Here is a 23,560-nt window from a genome sequence, read left to right on the forward strand (position 1 = left end):
GGCACTCCCTTTACTTGTCGGTTTCGGTGAGGCCCTTGATGAACCAGCTCTGGAACACCACCACCACGATCACGGGCGGCAGCATGGCAAGCACGGCCATGGCAAAGGCTTCGTTATAGTCGGGGATCTGCGAGCCGATCCACACCTGGAGGATCTGCTTGATGCCGCGCATCAGGGTGTAGAAGCCCTCTTCCGTCGTCATCAGCATTGGCCAGAGATACTGGTTCCAGCCGTAGACAAACATGATGATGAAGACCGCCGCGATCATGGTGCGCGACAACGGCAAGAGCACGTCGATGAAGAACTTGAACGGACCCGCGCCGTCGATGCGCGCAGCCTCCAGGAGTTCGTCGGGCACGGACTTGAAGAACTGGCGGAAAAAGAAGGTCCCCGTTGCGGATGCCAGGAGCGGCAGGATCAGGCCCTGGTAGCTGTTCAGGAGGTTGAGATCGCTCATCACCTTGTAGGTCGGCAGGATACGCACTTCGAGCGGCAGGAGCAGCGTCGTGAAGATCAGCCAGAAGGCGAGCGTTGCAAAGCGAAAGCGGAAATAGACGATGGCATAGGCGGCCAGCATCGAGAGTATGATCTTGCCGATGGCGAAGCCCAGCCCCAGGATCAGCGAGTTCATCGCCATGGTCAGGCCGGTGACCTGGCCGGTGAAACCACCACTCTCAAACAGGACCTTTTCATAGGTCTCGGTGAAATGATCACCGACGGAGAGCATCAGGCCGTTCGAGTGGATCTCGGCCGCGGAATGCGTTGATGTGGTGAAGGCGACCACCAGCGGCCCGAGCATGAAGATCACGCCCGCGATCAAGATCAGGTGGTCGAAGAATTTGGTGCGGTACATGGCGCTCTCCTCAACCGTAATGGACGCGACGTTCGATGAAGCGGAACTGGATCATGGTCAGGACCAGCACGATCAGCATCAGAATGACTGACTGGGCCGAGGACGAACCGAGGTCGTTGCCGCGGAAGCCGTCGAGATAGACCTTGTAGACCAGCGTGATCGGATTGTTGGCGGCACTGTCTTTGACGATGACGTCGACGACGCCGAAGGTGTCGAAGAGCGAATAAGTCATGTTGATGATGAGCAGGAAGAAGGCGGTCGGCGCCAAGAGGGGGAGCGTCACGGTCCAGAAGCGGCGGGTGCCGGACTTGCAGTCCATCGTTGCCGCCTCCCGGATCGAATTCGGGATGCCCTGAAGCCCGGAGAGGAAGAAGATGAAGTTGTAGGGGATCTGGTTCCACACGGCGATCAGCACCATGGCAAAGGCCGTGTCGAAATAGTTGATACCAATCTTCATGTCCCAGCCGAACCACGAGACAAAGGTAACAAACGGGCCGATGTGCTGGTCGAAGAACATCAGGCCAATCAGGCCTGCTACAGGTGGGGCAATGGCATAAACGATGATCAACAGGGTCTTGTAGGTCGACTGCCCTCTGATGACCGCATCGGCCTTCAAGGCGAGCAGCAGGCCGAGAGACAGGACGAGAAAAGTGACGATGACGCTGAAAGCGACCGTGAAGCGCGCGATGCGTCCATATTGGGACGCCGAGAAGATGTCGCCATAATTGCTCAAGCCGACAAAGGTCGATCCGAAGCCGAAGGGATCTTCGATGTAGAAGGAGGACTGGATCGCCTGCACAGACGGCCAGTAAAAGAAGATCGCGATGATCGCCAACTGCGGCAGAAGAAACAGGTAAGGCAGAAATCGCGAATTGAACTGGACGCGCTTCATCAGGGGCCCCTTAATGGAAAGCCCGGGGACCGATGGTCCCCGGGAACGACATTGGACAGGACGGTTCTATCAGCCGGCGGTCTTGGCGAAGCGGGCGAGGATCTCGTTGGCTTCGGCTTCGATCGTCTTGAAGGCGTCTTCTACGGTGACTTCACCCGAGAAGATCTTGACGAATTCGCGGTTCATGACGTCGCGGATCTGCGGGTAGAAGCCCATGCGATAGCCCTTCGACCATTCGCCGCCCTTCAGCATCAGCTGCTGCAGGCCAACTTCTGCCTGGGGGGTGCGCTCGTAGTGGCCGTCCTTCTTAGCCAGCTCATAAGCGGCCGTCGTCAGCGGCACGTAGCCGGTTTCCTTGTGGTAGTAGTACTGGATTTCCGGCGAGGCGATGAAGTTGAAGAAGTCGCCGGTGCACTTGTTCTCTTCAGCCGGCTTGCCCGCCATGGCGAACAGGGCAGCGCCACCAATGAAGGAGTTGGTGCCGGAGCCTTCGATGCTGCTCCAGCTTGGCAGGAAGGTCGCGGCGAAGGGCATGGTGGCGGTCTTCAGGAGGCCGCCGAAGGAACCGGAGGAGCCAACCCAGAGAGCGACCTTGCCTTCTTCGAAGGGCTTCTGGTTGTCGTTCCAGCCGGCGCCGTAGAAGGCGAACATGCCGGCGTCCTGCCATTCCTTGAGCTTGGAGAACATCATCCGCTGCTCTTCGGTGTTGATCAGGATTTTGGTGTCTACGACGCTTTCGTAACCATTGTTGTTGGTCGCGAACTGGAGATTGTTGCGCGAATGGAAGTTCTCGACCATCTGCCAGGGCAGGTGCGACTGGACGAGCGGAGTGTAGCCGGCTTCCTTCAGCTTCGGCGCAATCGCCTCAAACTCTTCCCAGGTCTTCGGGGCCTCAACGCCGGCCTTCTTCAGGGCGTCGACGTTGTAATACATGATCGGGGCAGACGAGGACAGCGGCATGCCGACAAACTTGCCGTCTGCATCGGCGTAGAAGTAGCGAACGCCCTGGATGTAGTCTTCGGCGTTGAAGGTGTGGCCGGCTTCGCGGATGATGTCTTCAGCGGCGACGGTTGCACCCTTGGCATTGATGATGGTGGCAGCACCGGCATCGAAGACCTGCAAGATGTTCGGGTGCTGGCCCGAACGGAATGCAGCAATGCCAGAAGCCAGAGCTTCTTCATAGGTGCCCTTGGACACAGGCGTCAGAACACAGGCGGTCTGGGCTGCATTGAACTTGACGGCCAGTTCGTTCAGAACTTCGCCGTTGCGGCCGCCCATGCCGTGCCACCAGGTGATGTTGGTCGCGGCAAGCGTCGTCGATGCGGTCATGGTCAGGGCCAGAGCGGCCAGGGAAATCTTCTTGATCATGGGTTAGATCCTCTCCACCGGTTGTTGCGGTGAGGGCTCCAATAGGGCCGATCCATGACAGCGACTTGAATCTTTTATGACAGACCTGTCACAATGAATGGGTTTCGAAAAATCGTGATCGAAACTCAAACGAAGCTAAAATGCGCCCTCGAAATGGACAGGCCAGCGCCACGGCTGCACCACAATGATATCATGGCGAAGTGACAGACGTGTTGCATCGGATTGCCTGCGAAGCCAATGATCTGCGGCATTGGCGATGCGGCGCTCGGCCTCGTGGCCGACCGCATCGACGCCGGCGCGCAGGTCTTTTCGAGCTTTCACTTCGACAAAAAGAACCAGATCGCCACGACGGGCGATGATGTCCACTTCGCCGGCTTTCGTCTTGTAGCGGAGCGCCACGATCCGGTAGCCCTTCAGGAGGAGCGCGAGGGCGGCCCGGTATTCCGACCAGCGGCCCAGCCTCTCGGCGCGGATGCGTTTTCGATCCGCGCCTCTGGGCGTCATGCGGCCCCCTTGAGTTCCAGCAGCCGCTGGTAAAGCTCCTTGCGCGGCAGGCCGGTCAGCTTTGCGGCTTCCGTTGCGGCCTTGGCCGTCGGCATGGTGGTCGACAGTTCGGCGAGCAGGCTATCGACATCAGCGGCGTCAGGCGCTGCATCTGGGGCGGGCGGGCCGATGACGAGCACGATCTCGCCCTTGACCGTCTTGTCGGCATAGTCGCTGGCGAGGTCTCCGAGCGGACCTCTACGGAACTCCTCGAAAGTCTTGGTCAATTCGCGGCAGACTGAGGCCGGCCGATCGATGCCCAGTTCGTCGGCTGCCGCGACAAGCGTATCCCCGATCCGGTGCGGGGACTCGAAGAAGATCAGGGTTGCCGGCACCTTGGCGAGTTCGCGAAGTCGGTCGCGCTTGGCCTTGTCCTTGGTCGGCAGGAAACCGGCAAACAGGAAAGCGTCGTTCGGCAAGCCGGAACCGACAAGGGCCGCGAGCGGTGCGGAGGCGCCGGGGATCGGCACGACGCGGTGGCCCGCCTCGATCGCCAACTGGCCGAGGCGATAACCGGGGTCGGAGACGAGCGGCGTGCCGGCATCGGAGACAAGCGCCACCGACTTGCCGGCTTCGAGGGCGGCCAGCAGCCGGGCGCCTGCCTCGTCGGCATTGTATTCGTGATAGGCGTAAGGGCGGTTCTCGATGCCGTAGCGGTCGAGAAGGACCCGGGTGACCCGCGTGTCCTCGCAGGCGAGCACGTCTGCACCGGCCAGCGTTTCGAGCGCGCGGATGGTGATGTCGCCGAGATTGCCGATCGGGGTCGCGACCAGATAAAGCGCAGGCTCCAGCGGCCGCGCCGCGACCGGCGTGTCGTTGAGGCGATAGCGCTTCGAGGTGGCTGCAACCGGCTGATTTTTGTCTTCTGTTGTCATGGCGCCTTTATCCTCCACCCCCATGCTCGCGGCAAGGGTGCCCGGCCCATAAACCATTCCGGCAAGCTCTGCTGGGGACTGGCGTGGAAAACCTTGGAGCCTCTTGCTTTTCCCGCAAATTTGCTGCCATTTTGCCCGTCCACATCGTCCGGCCCGGGGACTGCCCGGCCCCTATTTTCCGATCCGGAACTCCGGAAGACGACACGTCGAAAGCGGTAGCATCCCATGCGTATAACTCTTGAACGGTCCAATCTCCTCAAGTCCCTCAATCACGTGCACCGCGTGGTTGAGCGTCGCAACACGATCCCGATCCTGTCGAACGTGCTGCTGAAGGCCGAGGGCGCCGAGCTCGATATGAAGGCGACGGACCTCGACCTTGAGATTACTGAGGGCACACCTGCCATGGTCGAGCAAGCCGGCGCCACGACGGTCCCGGCACATTTGCTTTATGAAATCGTGCGCAAGCTGCCCGACGGTTCCGAGGTTCTGCTCGCCACCAATCCGGATGGCGGCACGATGACGGTGGCGTCCGGCCGCTCGAAGTTTTCGCTGCAGTGCCTGCCGCAGTCGGACTTCCCGGATCTCACCGCTGGCACCTTCACCCATTCCTTCAAGATGAAGGCATCCGATTTCAAGATGTTGATCGATCGCACCCAGTTTGCGATCTCGACGGAAGAGACCCGTTACTACCTGAACGGCATCTTCCTGCACACGATCGAGGCGGGCGGAGCTTTGAAGCTGCGCGCCGTTGCAACCGACGGCCATCGCCTGGCGCGCGCCGATGTCGACGCACCCTCGGGTTCGGAAGGCATGCCCGGCATCATCATTCCGCGCAAGACGGTCGGGGAGCTGCAGAAGCTGATCGACAATCCGGATCTCATCATCGGCATCGAGATCTCCGATTCCAAGATCCGCCTCTCAATCGGCTCGGTCGTTCTGACGTCCAAGCTGATCGACGGCACCTTCCCGGACTATCAGCGCGTTATCCCGCAGGCGAACGACAAGGAAATGCGCGTCGATTGCCAGACCTTCGCGCGTGCCGTCGACCGCGTCTCGACGATCTCGTCCGAGCGTGGCCGCGCCGTGAAGCTGGCGCTGGCCGATGGTCAGCTGATGCTGACGGTCAACAACCCGGATTCGGGAAGTGCGACGGAAGAAGTCGCCGTCGGCTATGAAAGCGACGCGATGGAGATCGGCTTCAACGCCAAATATCTCCTCGACATTACCGCCCAGCTGTCGGGCGACGACGCGATCTTCCTGCTCGCAGATGCCGGCTCTCCGACGCTCATTCGTGATACGGCCGGCGCCGACGCGCTGTATGTCCTGATGCCGATGCGCGTGTAACGCGCCCCGTCTCTGGCGGGTCGATGGCTCGCCAGCGTCATTCTCTCTTGCAATTGCGACAAAACGACCCAAAATTGTCGCAATGCGCTCGAACAATCGAGCAGCAACAATAAGAGGGACGACCATGGCTATCCGATTGAAGGAACGGTTCGAGAAAAAATTCGACGAGGAAATCCGTTTCTTCAAAGGCATGATGCAGGGTCCCAAGACAGTCGGCGCGATCGTGCCGACGTCTTCGGTGACGGCAAAGCGCATGGCGAGCGTCATCGATGTGAAGTCGGGCCTTCCGGTCCTCGAGCTCGGCCCCGGCACGGGCGTGATCACCAAGCAGATCCTGGCGCGTGGAGTGCCGCCCGAGAAGATCGTTTCGGTCGAGTATTCCGAGGATTTCTATCGCCGCCTGGTCGAGGACTATGCCGGCGTCAACTTCATCCACGGCGACGCCTTCAACCTCGAAAACACCCTGGGTCGTTTTTCGGACCAGATCTTCGATTGCGTCATATGCGCCGTGCCGATGCTGAGCTTCCCGATGGAAGCCCGTATCCAACTGCTCGAAGACCTGCTGTCCCGCATCCCCGAAGGGCGCCCCGTGGTGCAGATCACCTACGGCCCGGTGTCGCCTGTTATCGCCAAGCCCGATCGCTATCACATTCAGCATTTCGACTTCGTCGTGCGCAATATCCCGCCCGCCCAGCTCTGGATCTACCGCAAGGCCTGATCGGCCAGTTTTGCGGAGAACGGGGGATCGTCGATCCCCCTGCCCTTGTCATGCTTGCGATTTGACGCGCGGCATGCGAGTGGACGGGGCATGGAGATCTGGCAGGAGTCTTTGTCTTGAGCGCACGTCACCGTCTCATCGTCGGACTGGATGTTCCGACTGTCCAGGAAGCGGAGCGCGTCGTCTCGACACTCGGCGACAGCATCTCCTTCTACAAGATCGGCTATCAGCTCGCCTTTGCCGGTGGATTGGAATTTGCCCGCGATCTCGCGAAAGAAGGCAAGCAGGTCTTCCTCGACATGAAGCTGCTGGACATCGACAACACGGTGGCGTCTGCGGTCGAGAACATCGCGCGCATGGGCATGACCATGCTGACCCTGCATGCCTATCCGAAGGCCATGGCGGCAGCCGTCAAGGCGGCCGAGGGATCCGGTCTTTGCCTACTCGGCGTGACGGTGCTGACCTCCATGGATGAACAGGATCTGACGGATGCCGGCTACGAATACGATCCGCATACGCTCGTGCTGAAACGCGCCGAACAGGCCCGCATCGCCGGCATGGGCGGGATCGTCTGCTCGGCCGAAGAGGCGTCGGCCGTGCGTGGAATCGTCGGACCGAAACTTGCGATCGTCACCCCCGGCATCCGCCCGACAGGCGCCGACAAGGGCGACCAAAAGCGCGTCATGACGCCGTCTGACGCGATTGCCGCCGGATCGAGCCACCTCGTCGTCGCTCGACCGATCGTCAAGGCAGAGGATCCGAAGGCGGCAGCGCTTGCGATCCTCGCCGAGATGGACGAGGCGCTGCTCAAGCAGCATTAAGCACAGCCGATATGGGAGGAGAGACCATGGCCAAGGGATACTGGATCGCACGCGTCGATATACGCGATGCGGAGCGCTACAAGGATTATGTCGCCGCCGCGAAGCCGGCCTTCGAGACATATGGCGCCAAATTCCTCGCAAGAGGTGGTGCCTATACCCTGGTTGAGGGCGATGGGCGGGCGCGCAACGTGGTGATCGAGTTCCCCACCTATCAGGCCGCCGTCGATTGCTACAACTCGCCGGAGTACCAGATCGCCGCCAAGATCCGCCAGGAAGTGGCGGACGGGGAAATCGTGGTTGTCGAGGGCATCTGAGCCCGCCCTGCCCCTGTGTCTCAATGTCCGGCGGATGCGGCCTTGACGGGCCTTTCCCCCGCCGGGCGATTCGGTTAAGAGAGGCCAGCCAGATCGCGCATATCGTGTGCGCCTATATATAGTTCAGGGGAGCCGTCCATGACCTTGTCCAACCTTCCGCCGCTCGTCACCGTTTTCGGGGGCTCGGGCTTCGTCGGACGGCATGTCGTCAGGGCACTCGCCAAGCGCGGCTACCGTATCCGTGTTGCCGTTCGCCGCCCTGATCTCGCAGGCTTCCTGCAGCCGCTCGGCAATGTCGGCCAGATCTCCTTCGTCCAGGCCAACCTGCGTTACCGCTCATCGGTCGATGCCGCTGTCCAGGGCGCCGACCATGTCATCAACTGCGTCGGCATCCTGTTCGAAAGCGGTCGCAACGGCTTCGACGCCGTGCAGGAATTCGGTGCACGCGCGGTTGCTGAAGCCGCCCGTTCGGTCGGCGCGACGCTGACCCACGTTTCGGCGATCGGTGCCGATGCCAAGTCCGACTCCGTCTATGCCGCGACCAAGGGTCGTGCCGAAGCCGCGGTCCAGTCGATCCTGCCCGACGCCACGATCCTGCGTCCGTCGATCGTCTTCGGCCCGGAAGACGGCTTCTTCAACAAGTTTGCCGCCATGGCTCGCCTGGCGCCGGCGCTGCCGCTCGTCGGCGGTGGAAAGACCAAGTTCCAGCCTGTTTATGTCGGTGACGTCGCCGAGGTCGTGGCGCGCTCCGTCGACGGCTCGATCGCCCGTGGCAAGATCTACGAACTCGGGGGCCGTGATGTCGCGACCTTCAAGCAGTGTCTCGAGATGATGCTGGAAATCGTCGGCCGCAAGCGTGCGCTGGTGACCCTGCCCTTCGGCATCGCTTCGCTGATCGGCAGCATCGCCTCTGCAGTGCCGCTGATCACGCCGCCGCTCACCAGCGACCAGGTCAAACTTCTGAAGAAGGACAATGTCGTGTCGGCCGCTGCCAAGGCCGAGGGGCGCACGCTGGAAGGCCTTGGCATCGAGCCGGTGACCATGGCCGCAATCCTGCCGACCTATCTCGTGCAGTACCGCGTGCACGGCCAGTACACAGGGACCGGCAAGGCGGCCTGAGGCCGCCTGAAGTCGCATTTTGCAGAGCTGCAACCTTAACCGCCGTTGCACAAAAGACGCAGCCGCATGAAGACCTGCGTTAACTCAGGATAAAGCAAGTTCGCCTATTGATGGCGGTCGTGGCAATGCGTAAAGACTGGCCCCCAACGGCCGGACGGCAACGATTGCCGGCCCTCATTTTCAGTCAGTCTCAAGAGGCATTTCCATGGGCAAGCCTATCGCACTGTTCTTCGCATGTGCGGCACTGGTCATCATCGCCGGCTCCTTCGTCGCCCCGACCACGGTGGCGGCCCGCAAGGACAACTGCTCGCCTGCCTATGGCATCGACCCCTGCTCGACGGCCTCGATACCGTCGACCAACTGATCTCCCAAAATCAAAAAGGCTGCCCCTCGGGACAGCCTTTTTTCTTGTCTCGGCTCTGCCGGCATCAGCCGAACATCAGCAGACCGATGATCCCTGCTGTGCCGACGGCAATCCGCCACCAGGCAAAGGGCGCATAGCCTCGTTTTGAAACAAAATTCAAAAGCCCCCTGACGACAAAGAGCGCCGAGATGAAGGCTGCCACGAAGCCGATCGCGATGATCATGGTGTCGTCGACGGTCAGCGCGTTGCGGTTCTTGTAGAGATCGAGCGTGAAGGCACCGAGCATGGTCGGCATGGCGAGGAAGAACGAAAACTCGGCTGCCGAGCGCTTGTCAGCACCGAGCAGCAGCGCGCCGACGATCGTCGCACCGGAACGAGATGTGCCCGGGATCATCGCGACGCACTGGCAAAAGCCGATCTTGAGCGCAAGCGACAGCGGATATTCGGTGACGTCGTGATACCGGGGCTTCAGCGGCAGGCGGTCGATCCAGAGCAGGACGAAGCCGCCAAGGATCAGCACGACACAGATCAGCATCGGCGTCTCGAAGAGCACGGTCTTGATGAAGTCATGCGCGAGGAAGCCGATCACGGCAGCAGGCAGGAAGCCGAGGAGAACCGCACCAACGAAGCGACGGCTCTCGGCGCTGGTCGGCAGCGACAGGGCAATCCCGAGTAGCTTGGCGAAGTAGACGCTGAGAATCGCCAGGATCGCGCCAAGCTGGATCAACACCGCAAATGTGTTGCCCGGCGATTCGAAGCCGAGGAAATGGCCGGCCAACAGGACATGGGCGGTGGAGGATACCGGCACGAACTCGGTCAGGCCTTCGATCAGGCCAAGGACGAGCGCGCTGATAATGGATTGGTCTTCCATGAGGTCTCCTTCAAGGGGAAGGCAAAGTGATTTGCTTGTATTGCCGGGGCCGAAACCCTATAGCTTGGAAGCCGCGCTGATGACCAGCCGCTTCGACAGCCTGCGCTGCGGCCACTGAAAAATCCGAGAATCCGAGTTCCGATGCCGACCCTGTATCATCACACGATGTCCACCGCGTCCCGTTTCATACGCCTGGTCCTGTCCGAATACGGCTTCCAGACGGATCTGGTGGAGGAACAGACCTGGGAGAAGCGCAAGGAGTTCCTCGCCTTCAATCCCGCCGGCACGTTGCCCGTCTATGTCGACGACAACATGCGGGCACTGTGCGGCCCGACCATCATTTCCGAGTTCATCGACGAGACGCATGGCGTGTTGAAGCGCGACCGGCGCCTGTTTGCGGAAGACCCGTTCCAGCGGGCCGAGATCCGCCGGCTGACGGAATGGTTCCTGCAGAAGATGGAGCAGGATGTCACCAAGCCACTGGTGCGCGAGCGGGTGCACAAGCTGATCATTCCTAATGGCCTCGGTGGCGGCGCTCCCGATTCCAAGGTTCTGCGTACGGCGCGCTCGAACATTCGCCATCACATGAAATACCTGACCTGGCTTTCCGGTTCGCGCCAGTGGCTCGCAGGAGACCGCATCAGCTACGCCGATCTCTCGGCGGCAGCGGCTGTTTCCGTGCTTGATTATCTCGGCGAGATCGACTGGAACGAATTCCCGGTCGCCAAGGAATGGTATCAGCGCATGAAGTCGCGGCCGTCCTTCCGCCCGTTGCTGACAGAGCGCGTGCGCGGCATCACGCCGGTGTCGCACTACGCCGATCTCGACTTCTGACGGTTATCTTCATGGACGAGCCGCAGATCGATCCCAAGATCCGGAAGCGGCAGGCAGACCTCACGCGTTTCCTGCGTCAGGAGGCCCATGCCCAAGGCTTCGATCTCTGTCGCATCACGCTACCGAACGCCATTCCCGAAGCGCCGGCAAGGCTCGAGACCTTTCTCGAGGCAGGACGGCACGGCACCATGGCATGGATGGAGGAGACCAGGGAGCGCCGGGCCGATCCACGCGTCCTCTGGTCCGAGGTGCGCTCCATCGTCATGTTCGGCATGAATTATGGCCCGGACGAGGATCCGCGGCACCTGCAGTCGCAGACCGATAAGGCGGCAATCTCCGTCTATGCCCGCAATCGCGACTATCACGACGTGATCAAGGGACGCCTCAAGGAAGTGGCGACGCGGTTTGCGGCGCGTGCGGGCGAAGACGTCAAGGTCTTCGTCGATACCGCGCCCGTCATGGAAAAGCCGCTTGCGGCGTCAGCCGGCCTCGGCTGGCAAGGCAAACACACCAATCTCGTCAGCCGCGACTTTGGCTCCTGGCTCTTCCTCGGCAGCCTATTCACCACGGCGGAGCTTGAGATCGACGCCCCCGAGCGTGACCATTGCGGGTCGTGCCGGGCCTGCCTCGACGCCTGCCCGACGGACGCCTTTCCGGCCCCCTACCAGATCGATGCGCGGCGTTGCATTTCCTATCTGACAATCGAGCACAAGGGTCTGATCGACCGGGCGCTGCGTCCCGCTTTCGGCAACCGCATCTATGGCTGCGACGACTGTCTCGCTGCCTGTCCCTGGAACAAGTTCGCGGCCACCGCCCGCGAGATGAAGCTTGTCGCGCGCGAGGACCTGAAGGCCCCCGACATCGCCTTCTTCCTGACGCTGGACGATCCGACCTTCCGCACCTATTTCAGCGGCTCGCCGGTCAAGCGGATCGGGCGGGACCGCTTTGTGCGCAATGTGCTGATTGCGGCCGGAAATTCCGGCTCTCGCGATCTGGCGCCGGCCTGTGAGAGGCTGCTGACGGACGGCTCGGCTGATGTGCGTGGCATGGCCGCCTGGGCGCTGTCCAGGCTTCTACCGGCGGATCGCTTCGCCGCTCTTCAGAGCGCGCATTTGATGACGGAAACGGACGAGCATGTCCGACAGGAATGGATGACGGAGAGCTGACGCATGCGCTTGATGATTTTTGGAGCCGGCTATTCGGGTAAGGCAATCGGCAAGCTTCTCGGCAGCGAGGGCGCCTCGGTCGCCGGGACCACACGGAGTGCAGAGAAGGGCAAGGAGCTTGAGGACATGGGAATCCGGCCCTTCGTCTTCGACGGCACGAGCCTGTCGGAGCCCCTTCTTGCCGAACTCGCCGAGACCACGCATCTCGTCCAGTCGATCGCGCCTGGCAGCGAGGGCGACCCGCTGATCCGGCTCTGCGGCCAGACGGGCATCAAGGCCTTGATGCCAAAGCTCGAATGGATCACCTATCTTTCGACCGTCGGCGTTTATGGTGATCATCACGGTGCCTGGGTGAACGAGGAGACGGAGCTGAAGCCGGTCTCTGTGCGCTCAGTGGAGCGCGTGGAGGCCGAGCAGGCGTGGCAGGTGGTCGCGGCACGGGACAACCTGCCTCTCGCGATCCTGCGGCTCTCCGGCATCTATGGTCCTGGCCGCAACACCTTCATGAACCTTGCCAACGGCACGGCGCGCCGCCTCGTGAAGAAAGACCAGGTGTTCAACCGCATCCGGGTCGAGGACATCGCATCCGCCACAGCGTTCCTGGCCGGCCCGAACACAGGCGGGATCTTCAACGTCACCGACGACATGCCCTCCCCGCCGCAGGACGTGGTAACCGAAGCTGCCCGCGTGATGGCGATGGATGCACCACCCGAGCAGCCTTTCGAGACGGCGGAGCTGACCCCCATGGCGCGCTCCTTCTATGGCGAAAACAAGCGGGTTTCAAACGGCAAGATCAAGTCGCTCGGATTCAACTTCCAGTACCCGAATTACATGATGTCGCTGGCCGATCTACTTGCCTCCGGCACATGGAACCAACGGGCCTGAAGGGGCGTTTTACGGGGTCAAACCTTGCGCTCTAAGCGCCAGAATGCCGATGCAGACGAGCGTCTGGCCCCGTCCGCACCACAATTTGGGCAGCAAATATGACCTGTGAGCAAAATTTTTCTCCACCGATTCCGTGAATTCCGAAAACGGTGGAATCGTGAGTTTTTAATTCCATGAAGACTCATGAAATCAAACGATTTTTCTGTAGAATTCACATTTCATTAAGGTAAAGATCCGTCTTCCGATCATCACGAATGTTACAGGATGTAATGTTTCGTGATGATCTGCGGGCACGTTTTTGCCATTTTTGACCCTGCCTAGCCGTCGGCACGCAAAAAACCACTCGTGTCAACGACTAGGGACGTAGATCTTGATCATCAACCGCCGCTCTGCTTTCGCCGCTGCAACTATTGCTGCACTCTTTGCTTTCGCACCTTCGAGTGCAAACGCAAAGTCGTCATGCGGTGGTGCATCCTGGTATGCGCTGACATCGAAGACGGCTTCCGGCGAACGCATGAACCCGACGAGACTGACGGCGGCCCACAAGACCCTGCCCTTCGGCACCAAGCTGAAAGTCACCAATGCGCGAAGCGGCAAGAGCGTTGTCGTCCGCATCAACGATCGCGGTCCCTTCATCCGCGGTCGCGTGCTCGACCTCTCCAAGGCCGCGGCCCAGAACATCGGCATGATCCGCTCGGGCCATGCCAAGGTCTGCTACGAGATCATCGGCTGATTGGCTGCAATTCCGGGAGCGGCGATTGGTTCGTCGGGTTTTAGGCGCTTGCTCTTGCCCTTGATCGCCGTTACCACGCTCTCTTCTTTCAGAGGAGAATGACCATGCGCTTGGGCGGCCGTCTTGCCGGTGCGATCGAAGTTTTGAGCGATATCGAGACCCGTCGCCGACCCGTTGCCGATGCCCTCAAGGATTGGGGCCTTTCGCACCGTTTCGCCGGTTCCGGCGATCGTGCTGCCATCGGCAACATCGTCTATGATGCGCTGCGCATGAAGCTTTCCCATGCTTGGCTGATGGATGACGACAGCGCCCACGCTCTCGGCTGGGCCGTTCTCCTGCGGCAATGGGGCATGAGCCTTGAGGCGCTCCAGGCGGAACTCGAAGGCGACAATTTTGCGCCGGCGGCGCTCTCTGAAACCCAGGTGCAGGCCTTTACCTCCCGCGACCTTTCCGACGCCCCGCTGCATGTCCAGGGTGACATTCCCGATTGGGTGCAGCCTTCGTTAGAAGAAGCCTTCGGCGACGAATGGCTGGCCGAAGCCAAGGCACTGGCCACCCGGCCGACGCTCGATCTGCGCGTCAACACGCTGAAAGCCAACCGAGACAAGGTGCTGAAGGCACTCGATCGCTCCGGCGCCAAGGCGTCGCCGATCGCCCGTTTTGGCATGCGCGTGCCGGCCGGCGAAGGCCCGTCACGCCTCCCGAACGTTACGGCGGAACTCAGCTTCCAGAAGGGCTGGTTCGAGGTTCAGGACGAGGGCTCGCAGATCGTCGCCGATCTCGTGACGCCGCGCGAAGGCGATCAGGTTCTCGATTTCTGCGCCGGCGGTGGCGGCAAGACGCTCGCTATGGCGGCTGTCATGAACAACAAGGGCCAGGTGCACGCCTATGACGCCGACCGCAAGCGACTGGCGCCGATCATCGAGCGGCTGAAGCGCGCCGGCACCCACAACGTCCAGGTCCACGACAGCACCAAGGGGCTGGCGAGCCTGAAAGAACGCTGCGACCAGGTGCTGGTCGACGCGCCCTGCACCGGCACTGGCACCTGGCGCCGTCGCCCTGACACCAAGTGGCGGCTCACCGACCGTAACCTGCAGGAGCGCATTGCCCAGCAACAGGAAGCGCTCACCGAGGCTTCGACCTTCGTCAAGCCGAATGGCTCCCTGCTCTATGTCACATGTTCGGTACTGCCTGAAGAAAATGACCGGCAGGTCCAGGCCTTTTGCGAGGCCAATCCGACCTTCGAGATCGTCCCCGTTGTCGAAGAATGGACGCATCTTTTCGGCGCCTCGGCGCCCAAGCCACGCTCGTCAGATGGCAAGACGGTGACGCTCAGCCCCGCCAGCATGGACACCGACGGCTTCTTCTTCTGTCGCATGCGCCGTCGTCCGACCTGACTTGATCATCGTCAATTCAAGCGATCAATTCGCATACTCGACTATTTGACACCAGTTTCTTTTTGCGCGAAGACATGGCCGTCCGTTCACATCGAGGTGCCCATTGGCGCCGAAGGGAGACACCATGATCCGGAAATCTGTCATCGGCGCGTCTGTCGCGCTGCTCGTCACATCGGCTGCGATTTTTGCCGGCCCTGCGGTCGCGGCACCCGCGCCCAAGGATGTGCTGACGCACTATGCAGAACTTGCCCACGCGAAGTTCGAAGACTCGTTGTCCACTGCCAAGGCCCTCGATGCCGCTATTGATGCGCTGATCGCAAAGCCCAGCGATGAGACGCTGAAGGCCGCCCGGGAAGCCTGGATTGCCGCACGCGTCCCCTATCAGCAGACCGAGGTCTACCGCTTCGGCAACCCGATCGTCGACGATTGGGAAGGTAAGGTGAATGCCTGGCCGCTGGATGAAGGCCTGATCGACTATGTCGACGCGGGCTACGGCACCGAAAGTGACGGCAATGCGCTTTACGTGGCCAACGTCATCGCCAGCCCTAAGATCAAGATCAACGGCGAAGAGGTCGATGCTTCGAAGATCACGCCGGAGTTTCTCGCCGAGACGCTGCATGAAGCCGGCGAAGTCGAAGCCAATGTCGCAACCGGTTATCACGCCATCGAATTCCTGCTCTGGGGCCAGGATCTGAACGGCACCGGTCCGGGCGCTGGCAACCGTTCCTACACCGATTATGACACGGCCAATTGCAGCAATGGCAATTGCGACCGCCGCGCCGCGTATCTCAAGGCCGCGTCCACGCTGCTGCTGCAGGATCTGGAAGAGATGGTCGTCGCCTGGGCGCCTGAAGGCGAAGCCACGAAGGCCGTTCTCGCCGACGAGCAGAAGGGCATTTCCGCAATCCTCACCGGCATGGGCTCGCTGTCCTACGGCGAGCTCGCCGGCGAGCGCATGAAGCTCGGCGTGCTGCTGCATGATCCCGAAGAGGAGCATGATTGCTTCTCCGACAACACGCATGCCTCGCACCTCAACGACGCGATCGGCATCGCCTCTGCCTATACCGGCGAATACACCCGCATCGACGGGACCAAGATGACCGGTCCGTCGCTGTCGGAACTCGTCGCCGCCAAGGACCAGGCACTCGATGCGGAAATGAAGGGCAAGCTTGAGAAGACGCTGGCTGCCATGAACACGATGGCCGAGCGTGCAGAGACCAAGGAAGCCTATGACCAGATGATTGGCGAAGGCAATGCCGAGGGCAATGCCACAGTGCAGGCTGCCATCGACGGCCTTGTTGATCAGACCCAGTCAATCCAGCGCGTCATTGCGTCGCTGGAACTCGGCACGATCGAGCTTGAAGGTTCCGATAGCCTTGATAGTCCTGAGGCCGTCTTCCAGTAAGCAGCAAAGGCGGGCCGCCCCTTCCAGGGGAGCGGCCCGATCCCCATCATGAGAACTCGCAAGGCCACCCTCGCCGGCCTCGGCATGTTTTTGACAACGGGCCTGGCTATCTCGCCCGTTGCCGCCGGAGAGGCTGTCGGACGAACCGATCTGACGCCGAAGGACATCTCCCGCGTCATCGCCGTCACGCGTCCGACGGAAGACTTCAGCAAGGCCGAGAATTTTGAACTGATGCAGGGCGGGGCCGGCACCTCCCCGCGCGGCGTGAGCGCCGACTCCTTTTCCGACTTTTCCGCCAACATCACCTTCGCCGAAGAAGAAGAGTTCAAGCTCGGCAACGCTCTGTTCCGCAAGCTCTGGGTCTCCTCCCCCTCCTCGACCCAGGCCTCGGACGGCCTCGGCCCTCTTTTTAACGCGCGGGCCTGCCAGAGTTGTCACCTGAAGGACGGGCGTGGCCACCCGCCGGAGGGCGACCGCGACCATACCTCAATGTTCTTCCGCCTCGCGCGCCCTGCCGCCACGCCAGAGGAGAAGGCCAAGCTTGAGCAGCTCGACATCGCTTCGCTGCCCGATCCCGTCTATGGTGGCCAGTTGCAGGACCAGGCGGTGCCCGGCATCTCCGCGGAAGGCCGCATGGCCATCACCTACACCGAAGAGCCGGTGAGACTGGCTGGCGGCGAGACGGTGATGCTGCGCAAACCCAGCTATTCCGTCAGCGATCTGAACTACGGCCCACTCGATCCAAGCACGACGCTTTCGCCGCGCATCGCCAATCCGATGATCGGGCTCGGCCTTATCGAAGCGATCCCCGAGGAAGATATCAGGGCACTTGCCGATCCCGATGACCTCGATGGTGACGGCATTTCCGGACGCGCCGCCCGTGCCCGCGACCACCGGACCGGCGAAATCAAGCTCGGCCGCTTCGGCTGGAAGGCGCAGAATGCTTCGGTGCGCGATCAGAGCGCCAGCGCCTTTGCCGGCGATATCGGGATTTCGACGCCGGATGATCCCAAACATTTCGGCGATTGCACCGAGAAGCAGACCGCCTGCCTCGAAGCGGCCACCGGAGTCCAGCCGCGGCTGGGCGATACCGAAGGCCCTGATCCCGTGCTCGAACTCGTCACCTTCTATGCGAAGAACCTCGCCGTTCCGAAGCGGCGTGACGTAGACGATGCTCAGGTGCTGCCCGGCAAGGAAATTTTCTACGCGAGCGGCTGCATTGCCTGCCATCGGCCGAAATTCGTCACGAGCCGCAAGGCCGAGAACAAGGCACAGGCCTTCCAGCTGATCTGGCCCTATTCCGACTTCCTGCTGCATGACATGGGCGAAGGTCTGGCCGACGGTCAGCCCGTGGGCGATGCCACCGGGCGGGAGTGGCGCACGCCGCCGCTCTGGGGTATCGGTCTGACGCAGGTGGTGAGCGGCCATAGCTTCTTCCTGCATGACGGTCGGGCGCGAAACCTGACCGAGGCCATTCTCTGGCATGGCGGAGAGGCGGAAGCCGCCCGCAATGCCTTCGCCGCTGCCACCCCCGAGGACCGCAAGGCCCTGATCACGTTTCTGGAGTCTCTCTGATGCGGTTTTTCGCGCGCCTTGCCCTCCTCACTGCCGCTCTGATGCCGCTGCCCGTACTGGCGCAGGAATCGAGCTCGACCGTCGGCGTGCTCGACGCAGCCAAGGTCCCGGGCGTCATGACGCGCGCCGTCGACGGTTTCATCCGCCCGGGTTATCGCCGTTTCACCGATCAGGCCACTGTCCTGCAGGGCGCGATGAACACGCTGTGCAGCGCTCCGTCACCCGAGACGCTCGACGGCGCACACAAGGCATTCGGCGACGTGGTCGAAGCCTGGTCGCGCATCGAGATTATCCGTGTCGGCCCTGTGCTCGACGATAACCGCTTCGAACGCATCCTGTTTTTCCCCGACCGCAAGGGTACTGGGTTGAAACAGGTGCAGGCGGCCCTTACCAAGCCCGATCTGAGCGTCACCTCGGTCGAGACGCTGAAGGGCAAGAGCGTTGCCATGCAGGGGCTCGGCGCGCTGGAATTCGTGCTGTTCGGCACCGGCTCCGAAGCGCTGACGACCACCGAAGGCCATTACCGCTGCCAGTATGGCACGGCGATCGCGGCGAACCTCAAACGCCTCGGCTCGGAACTCTCCGCCGCCTGGGATGCGCCGGATGGTGTGGCAGCCGCCTGGAAGACGCCCGGACCCAACAACCCGCTCTACCGCGACGAGGCAGAGGCCGCCAAGGAACTGCTCGGCGTGCTCGTGCATGCCGCAGAAACCATCCGCGACCAGCGCATCGAGCAATTCTACAAGGGCGACCCGAAGAAAGCCCTGCCGCGCCAGGCGATCTACTGGCGCTCGGGCAATACCTTCCGCTCGATCACCGCCAATATCGAAGGTGTGCGCGACCTGCTCGACACCTCGGGCATGGTCGAGCTTCTGGCCGAGGACAATCGCTCGGTCGTCTCCTCGACCGATTTCGTTGCCCGCTCACTGTCGCGGGTCTCAGCCGACATCAAGCCGGATGTGGCTCAGGTCTTTGAGGATCCAGCCCAGATCGCCAAGCTCGACTTCCTGCTGCTCAACAGCCGCGACCTGATCCTCCGGCTCAATAACGATCTCGGTGGCGGCATCGGGCTTGCCGCCGGCTTCTCCTTCTCCGACGGCGACTGAGATGATATCAACGCCGCTCATTGATCGCCGTGTCTTTCTGCGTTCCGCTGGCCTCGCCTTCGTCGCGGGGCTTGGCGCACGGTCGGCCTTTGCGCTCGAACGAACGGATGCCGTCTATGCCAGCGGGCTGAAGCGTCCGGACGGCAGATTTGCCATCGGGCTGGTCAGCGAGGCGGGCACGCTAATCGACGAAATCGCATTGCCCGGCCGTGTCCACGGGCTCTGCCACAGCGCCGCGAACGGGCTTTCGGTCGCCTTTGCCCGTAGACCCGGGACCTTTGCCGTCATCTTCGACGCCAAGAAATCCGTGGAGCCACGGATCATCGCGGCGGCGAACGGACGGCACTTCTTCGGACACGGCGCCTTTTCGCATGATGGTCGGCACTTCTATGCCAGCGAAAACGACTTCGACGCCAATGCCGGCGTGATCGGGATCTATGATTGCATCTCCGGCTTCGAGCGCGTGGGCGAGGTCCCGGCCCATGGTATCGGCACACATGACATCACCGTCACGGCCGATGGTCTCCTGGTCATCGCCAATGGCGGGATCGAGACCCACCCGGATTTCGGGCGGACCAAGCTCAATCTCGACCATATGGAGCCGTCACTCGTTCTGGCCGAGGCCAGGACAGGCGCGCTGATCGAGAAGCACACGCTTCCGCCCGAACTCAAGCAGCTCTCCACGCGGCATCTCGACGTGGCCGCCGACGGTCGCATCTGGTTCGCCTGTCAGTATGAGGGGCCGCGCACGGATCGACCGCCGTTGGTGGGGTATTTTGCCAAGGGCGTTCCAGTCTCCTATGTCCAGCTTCCCGACGAAACGACCGACCGGCTCGGCAATTATGTCGGTGCCATCGCCGTCAACAGGGCTCAGGGTCTCGTCGGCATCGCCTCGCCGAAAAACGGGCTCTGGGCGGTGCTCGATGGCAAGGACGGTCGCCTGCTGTCCGAGACGACGTTGCCGGATGCAGCGGGCATTGCCCCCTCGCCAAAGAGCTTTGCCGTCTCCTCCTATCGTGGCGATTTCCTCGACCGAAACACCGAGATTGCCTGGGACCAGCATATCATCCGCCTCTGAAGGCTGGCAGAACTAGCCGTGGAACACTAGATGACCTCCATGTCCAAAATCCTGAGCTACATTCTCTTCATTGGTTTCGTCGTCGGCGCGGGCCTTCTCGCCGGCCTCACCAATATGCCCGGCGACTGGTATCAGTCGCTCGAAAAGCCGTTCTTCAACCCACCCGCCTGGCTTTTCGGCCCTGTCTGGACCACGCTCTACGTGTTGATCGGCGTGGCTGGCGCCCGGATCTGGCAGCGCGCACCGAAATCAGCTGCCATGCAGCTCTGGTTCGCGCAGATGGCTTTCAACTTGATGTGGTCGCCGGCCTTCTTCGGTCTGCAGAACCCCGAGCTGGCGCTCGCCGTCATTCTGGGCATGCTGGTGACGATCATCGCCTTCATGGTGAAAGCCAAGCCGATCGACCGGATCTCGACACTGCTCTTCGTGCCCTATCTCGCCTGGGTCACGTTCGCCGGCATTCTCAATCTCAGCCTCGCCTGGTTGAACTGAATTTGCCGCTCGCCGGCTTGCCTGCCTGGAACGACCGTGCCAATTTCGCCGCCAAAGGGGACAGGGCATGGTGGACTACGATCAGGAAACGGTCGAAACACGCATTCGGCAGAGCTTCGCGCGCCAGGGGGCGATGGAAACGCTTGGGGCGGAACTCTCGCGCGTCAGCCCCGGCGTCGTCGAGATCGAGCTTGAATATGACCGCAAGCTCACCCAGCAGCACGGTTTCCTGCATGCCGGCGTCATCTCCGCCGCCCTCGACACGGCCTGCAGCTATGCGGCCTATACGGTGACCACGCCGGAGGTCTCGCTGCTCACCATCGAATTCAAGGTAAACCTGATGTCGCCTGGTCGCGGCGAGCGCTTCCTGTTTCGCGGCGAAATCACCAAGCCCGGATCCAACATCATCGTCGCCGACGGTCGCGGTTATGCACTGACAGATGGTCCCGCCAAGCTGATTGCCTCGATGACCAGCACGATGATGGTGATCCGCGGACGCGAGGGGATTTCCGGATGACCTATGAGATGAAGTCGATCGCCGGCAAGACCGTGCTCTTCGTCATGGCGGCGGATGCCGAATACGGCGTCTTCCTGCGCACCCGCATCTCGCCGCTGATGACCGGCGTCGGACCAGTGGAAGCCGCCGTGGTGCTGACGAAGGAGCTTTCCCGGCTGTCGAGCCACGACGATCTGCCGGATCTCGTCGTCTCTCTCGGCTCGGCCGGTTCCGCGACGCTCGAACAGGCGGAAATCTACCAGGTCTCGGCCGTCTCCTATCGCGACATGGACGCCTCTGCCTTCGGTTTTGAGAAGGGCAAGACGCCGTTTCTCGACCTGCCCGTTTCCGTTGAACTGCCACTCAGGATCCCCGGCATCCCGGCGGCCACGCTTTCGACCGGTGCCAATGTCGTTTCGGGTGCAGCCTACCAGTCGATCGACGCACAGATGGTCGACATGGAGACCTTTGCCATCCTTCGCGCCTGCCAGAGCTTCGGTATTCCGCTGATCGGGCTGCGCGGCATTTCCGATGGCCGCCACGACGTCAATCACATCGACGACTGGACGCAATATCTGCATGTCATCGACAAGAAACTCGCACTTGCCGTCGATGGCCTGCAGACGGCGCTGGAAGACGGCGTCTTCTGGTTCTGAGCGGCTGCACAAAAAATCGAGATTCTCTGGGCATTCTGCCATTGAAAGATGGGCCCGTTTTCTTTAAAGGCTCGCCATGACCCAGACAGCACATCCCGACAGTGTTCTCATCGTCGATTTCGGCAGCCAGGTAACGCAGCTGATCGCCCGCCGCGTTCGTGAATCCGGCGTCTATTGCGAAATCGTCCCCTTCCAGTCCGCCGAAGAAGGCTTCCACCGGTTGAAGCCCAAGGCGATCATCCTGTCGGGAAGCCCTGCTTCCACGCTCGATGAGGGAAGTCCCCGGGCGCCGCAGGTGCTGTTCGACAGCGGTCTTCCGATCTTCGGCATCTGCTATGGCCAGCAGACCATGTGCGCCCAGCTCGGCGGCAAGGTCGAAGGCGGTCATCACCGCGAATTCGGCCGCGCCTTCCTCGAGGTAGAACAGGATTGCGACCTGTTCGGCGGCCTCTGGTCGGTCGGTTCCCGCCACCAGGTCTGGATGTCCCATGGCGACCGCGTGACCGCGATCCCGCCGGGCTTCAAGGTGCTCGCCACCTCCGCCAATGCACCGTTTGCCTTCATCGCCGACGAGGCGCGCAAGTATTACGCCGTGCAGTTCCATCCCGAGGTCGTTCACACGCCCGACGGCGCGAAGCTCATCCAGAACTTCGTGCAGAACATCGCCGGCATCAAGGGCGACTGGACCATGCATGCCTACCGCCAGAAGGCGGTCGAGCAGATCCGCGCCCAGGTCGGCGACAAGCGCGTCATCTGCGCGCTCTCGGGCGGTGTGGACTCGTCGGTTGCAGCGCTCCTGATCCACGAGGCCGTCGGCGACCAGCTGACCTGCATCCTCGTCGACCACGGTCTGATGCGCAAGAACGAGGCAGCCGACGTCGTTGCCATGTTCAAGGAACACTACAACCTGCACCTCATCCATGTGGATGCCGTCGACAAGTTCGTCGGCGAGCTGGAAGGGGTTTCCGATCCGGAAACCAAGCGCAAGATCATCGGTCGCCTGTTCATAGAGACCTTCGAGGAAGAAGCCAAGAAGCTCGGCGGCGCTGACTTCCTCGGCCAGGGCACGCTTTATCCCGACGTCATCGAAAGCGTCTCCTTCACCGGCGGCCCTTCCGTGACGATCAAGTCGCACCACAATGTCGGCGGCCTGCCCGAGCGCATGAAGATGCAGCTCGTCGAACCCTTGCGCGAGCTGTTCAAGGATGAAGTGCGCGTGCTTGGCCGCGAACTGGGACTGCCGGACTCGTTCATCGGTCGCCATCCCTTCCCCGGTCCCGGCCTTGCCATCCGCTGCCCGGGTGGTGTCACCCGCGAAAAGCTCGACATCCTGCGCGAAGCCGACGCCATCTATCTCGACGAGATCCGCAAGGCCGGCCTTTACGACGCCATCTGGCAGGCCTTTGCAGTCCTCCTACCGGTCCAGACCGTCGGGGTCATGGGCGATGGCCGCACCTACGAGTTCGTCTGCGCCCTGCGTGCGGTCACCTCGGTCGACGGCATGACCGCCGACTTCTACCACTATGACATGGAGTTCCTGGGACGTGCGGCAACCCGCATCATCAACGAAGTCCGCGGCATCAACCGCGTCGTCTATGACGTGACGTCGAAGCCGCCAGGGACCATCGAGTGGGAATGAGGGCCTGACCTGCCCC

At 61.7% G+C, this 23,560-nt stretch carries 25 protein-coding genes; 19 read left to right on the forward strand and 6 right to left on the reverse strand.

Annotated features, from left to right (window positions below):
• Positions 1–10 precede the first annotated feature (10 nt).
• The 5 genes from ugpE to rsmI all read right to left on the reverse strand — a co-directional run bounded on the left by ugpE (position 11) and on the right by rsmI (position 4,531).
• Positions 11–853 (reverse strand): sn-glycerol-3-phosphate ABC transporter permease UgpE, encoded by an 843-nt coding sequence (ugpE, locus tag BSY240_RS12205; protein WP_054151225.1) that lies wholly within the window; start codon positions 851–853, stop codon positions 11–13.
• 10 nt (positions 854–863) lie between these two features.
• Positions 864–1,745, reverse strand: a complete 882-nt coding sequence (locus BSY240_RS12210) for an ABC transporter permease subunit (RefSeq protein ID WP_054151226.1) — start codon at positions 1,743–1,745, stop codon at positions 864–866.
• Between the two features lie 69 nt (positions 1,746–1,814).
• Positions 1,815–3,113 (reverse strand): extracellular solute-binding protein, encoded by a 1,299-nt coding sequence (locus tag BSY240_RS12215; protein ID WP_069042485.1) that lies wholly within the window; start codon positions 3,111–3,113, stop codon positions 1,815–1,817.
• Positions 3,114–3,248: 135 nt separating this feature from the next.
• Positions 3,249–3,617, reverse strand: coding sequence for a YraN family protein (locus BSY240_RS12220; protein ID WP_069042486.1), 369 nt, complete (start codon positions 3,615–3,617; stop codon positions 3,249–3,251).
• Entirely contained in the window at positions 3,614–4,531 is a 918-nt protein-coding gene (rsmI, locus tag BSY240_RS12225) for a 16S rRNA (cytidine(1402)-2'-O)-methyltransferase (RefSeq protein ID WP_054151260.1), read from the reverse strand. Before rsmI ends, BSY240_RS12220 begins: the two co-directional genes overlap by 4 nt.
• Positions 4,532–4,756: 225 nt before the next feature.
• Here rsmI and dnaN point away from each other — a divergent pair, with 225 nt between their 5' ends.
• The 6 genes from dnaN to BSY240_RS24150 all read left to right on the forward strand — a co-directional run bounded on the left by dnaN (position 4,757) and on the right by BSY240_RS24150 (position 9,211).
• Entirely contained in the window at positions 4,757–5,875 is a 1,119-nt protein-coding gene (dnaN, locus tag BSY240_RS12230) for a DNA polymerase III subunit beta (protein WP_069042487.1), read from the forward strand.
• Positions 5,876–5,999: 124 nt separating this feature from the next.
• Positions 6,000–6,593 (forward strand): phospholipid N-methyltransferase PmtA, encoded by a 594-nt coding sequence (gene pmtA / locus BSY240_RS12235; RefSeq protein ID WP_054151230.1) that lies wholly within the window; start codon positions 6,000–6,002, stop codon positions 6,591–6,593.
• A 116-nt stretch (positions 6,594–6,709) separates the two neighbouring features.
• A complete protein-coding gene (gene pyrF, locus BSY240_RS12240) occupies positions 6,710–7,414 on the forward strand; it encodes an orotidine-5'-phosphate decarboxylase (protein ID WP_069042488.1) in 705 nt (234 codons plus the stop codon).
• 26 nt (positions 7,415–7,440) lie between these two features.
• On the forward strand, positions 7,441–7,728 hold the full coding sequence (locus BSY240_RS12245) for a DUF1330 domain-containing protein (protein ID WP_069042489.1): 288 nt from the start codon (positions 7,441–7,443) through the stop codon (positions 7,726–7,728).
• Between the two features lie 138 nt (positions 7,729–7,866).
• Entirely contained in the window at positions 7,867–8,847 is a 981-nt protein-coding gene (locus tag BSY240_RS12250; RefSeq protein WP_054151233.1) for a complex I NDUFA9 subunit family protein, read from the forward strand.
• A 205-nt stretch (positions 8,848–9,052) separates the two neighbouring features.
• Positions 9,053–9,211 (forward strand): hypothetical protein, encoded by a 159-nt coding sequence (locus BSY240_RS24150; protein ID WP_171901570.1) that lies wholly within the window; start codon positions 9,053–9,055, stop codon positions 9,209–9,211.
• 64 nt (positions 9,212–9,275) lie between these two features.
• Here BSY240_RS24150 and BSY240_RS12255 read toward each other — a convergent pair whose 3' ends face one another.
• Complete coding sequence (locus BSY240_RS12255; RefSeq protein WP_069042490.1) at positions 9,276–10,082, reverse strand: undecaprenyl-diphosphate phosphatase; 807 nt, start codon at positions 10,080–10,082, stop codon at positions 9,276–9,278.
• Positions 10,083–10,223: 141 nt separating this feature from the next.
• On the opposite strand from BSY240_RS12255, the gene BSY240_RS12260 reads away from it, so the two are divergent.
• The 13 genes from BSY240_RS12260 (at position 10,224) to guaA (ending at position 23,544) form a co-directional block, all read left to right on the forward strand.
• A complete protein-coding gene (locus tag BSY240_RS12260; RefSeq protein WP_069042491.1) occupies positions 10,224–10,916 on the forward strand; it encodes a glutathione S-transferase family protein in 693 nt (230 codons plus the stop codon).
• An 11-nt stretch (positions 10,917–10,927) separates the two neighbouring features.
• Entirely contained in the window at positions 10,928–12,082 is a 1,155-nt protein-coding gene (gene queG, locus BSY240_RS12265) for a tRNA epoxyqueuosine(34) reductase QueG (RefSeq protein ID WP_069042492.1), read from the forward strand.
• 3 nt (positions 12,083–12,085) lie between these two features.
• Positions 12,086–12,967: an SDR family oxidoreductase gene (locus BSY240_RS12270; RefSeq protein ID WP_069042493.1), complete on the forward strand. Its 882-nt coding sequence runs from the start codon at positions 12,086–12,088 to the stop codon at positions 12,965–12,967.
• 370 nt (positions 12,968–13,337) lie between these two features.
• The gene (locus tag BSY240_RS12275) at positions 13,338–13,700 is read left to right on the forward strand and encodes a septal ring lytic transglycosylase RlpA family protein (protein WP_171901571.1); all 363 of its coding nucleotides are present in this window, start codon (positions 13,338–13,340) and stop codon (positions 13,698–13,700) included.
• A gap of 104 nt (positions 13,701–13,804) precedes the next feature.
• On the forward strand, positions 13,805–15,097 hold the full coding sequence (locus BSY240_RS12280; RefSeq protein ID WP_069042494.1) for an RsmB/NOP family class I SAM-dependent RNA methyltransferase: 1,293 nt from the start codon (positions 13,805–13,807) through the stop codon (positions 15,095–15,097).
• A 124-nt stretch (positions 15,098–15,221) separates the two neighbouring features.
• Complete coding sequence (locus BSY240_RS12285; RefSeq protein WP_069042495.1) at positions 15,222–16,502, forward strand: imelysin family protein; 1,281 nt, start codon at positions 15,222–15,224, stop codon at positions 16,500–16,502.
• Positions 16,503–16,550: 48 nt separating this feature from the next.
• Entirely contained in the window at positions 16,551–18,077 is a 1,527-nt protein-coding gene (locus BSY240_RS12290) for a di-heme oxidoreductase family protein (protein WP_069042496.1), read from the forward strand.
• Entirely contained in the window at positions 18,077–19,183 is a 1,107-nt protein-coding gene (locus tag BSY240_RS12295) for an imelysin family protein (protein ID WP_069042497.1), read from the forward strand. Before BSY240_RS12290 ends, BSY240_RS12295 begins: the two co-directional genes overlap by 1 nt.
• Position 19,184: 1 nt before the next feature.
• Positions 19,185–20,261, forward strand: coding sequence for a DUF1513 domain-containing protein (locus BSY240_RS12300; RefSeq protein WP_069042498.1), 1,077 nt, complete (start codon positions 19,185–19,187; stop codon positions 20,259–20,261).
• A gap of 39 nt (positions 20,262–20,300) precedes the next feature.
• Positions 20,301–20,753: a TspO/MBR family protein gene (locus BSY240_RS12305; protein ID WP_069043958.1), complete on the forward strand. Its 453-nt coding sequence runs from the start codon at positions 20,301–20,303 to the stop codon at positions 20,751–20,753.
• A gap of 67 nt (positions 20,754–20,820) precedes the next feature.
• Complete coding sequence (locus tag BSY240_RS12310; RefSeq protein ID WP_054151243.1) at positions 20,821–21,270, forward strand: PaaI family thioesterase; 450 nt, start codon at positions 20,821–20,823, stop codon at positions 21,268–21,270.
• The gene (locus tag BSY240_RS12315; RefSeq protein WP_069042499.1) at positions 21,267–21,905 is read left to right on the forward strand and encodes a 5'-methylthioadenosine/S-adenosylhomocysteine nucleosidase; all 639 of its coding nucleotides are present in this window, start codon (positions 21,267–21,269) and stop codon (positions 21,903–21,905) included. The genes BSY240_RS12310 and BSY240_RS12315 overlap by 4 nt, the downstream gene beginning before the upstream one ends.
• Before the next feature lie 76 nt (positions 21,906–21,981).
• Positions 21,982–23,544 carry a glutamine-hydrolyzing GMP synthase gene (guaA, locus tag BSY240_RS12320; protein ID WP_069042500.1) on the forward strand — a complete coding sequence of 521 codons (1,563 nt, stop codon included), beginning with the start codon at positions 21,982–21,984 and terminating at the stop codon, positions 23,542–23,544.
• Positions 23,545–23,560: the final 16 nt, after the last annotated feature.

The organism is Agrobacterium sp. RAC06 (assembly GCF_001713475.1).
In the GTDB taxonomy this organism is placed as follows: Bacteria; Pseudomonadota; Alphaproteobacteria; order Rhizobiales; family Rhizobiaceae; genus Allorhizobium.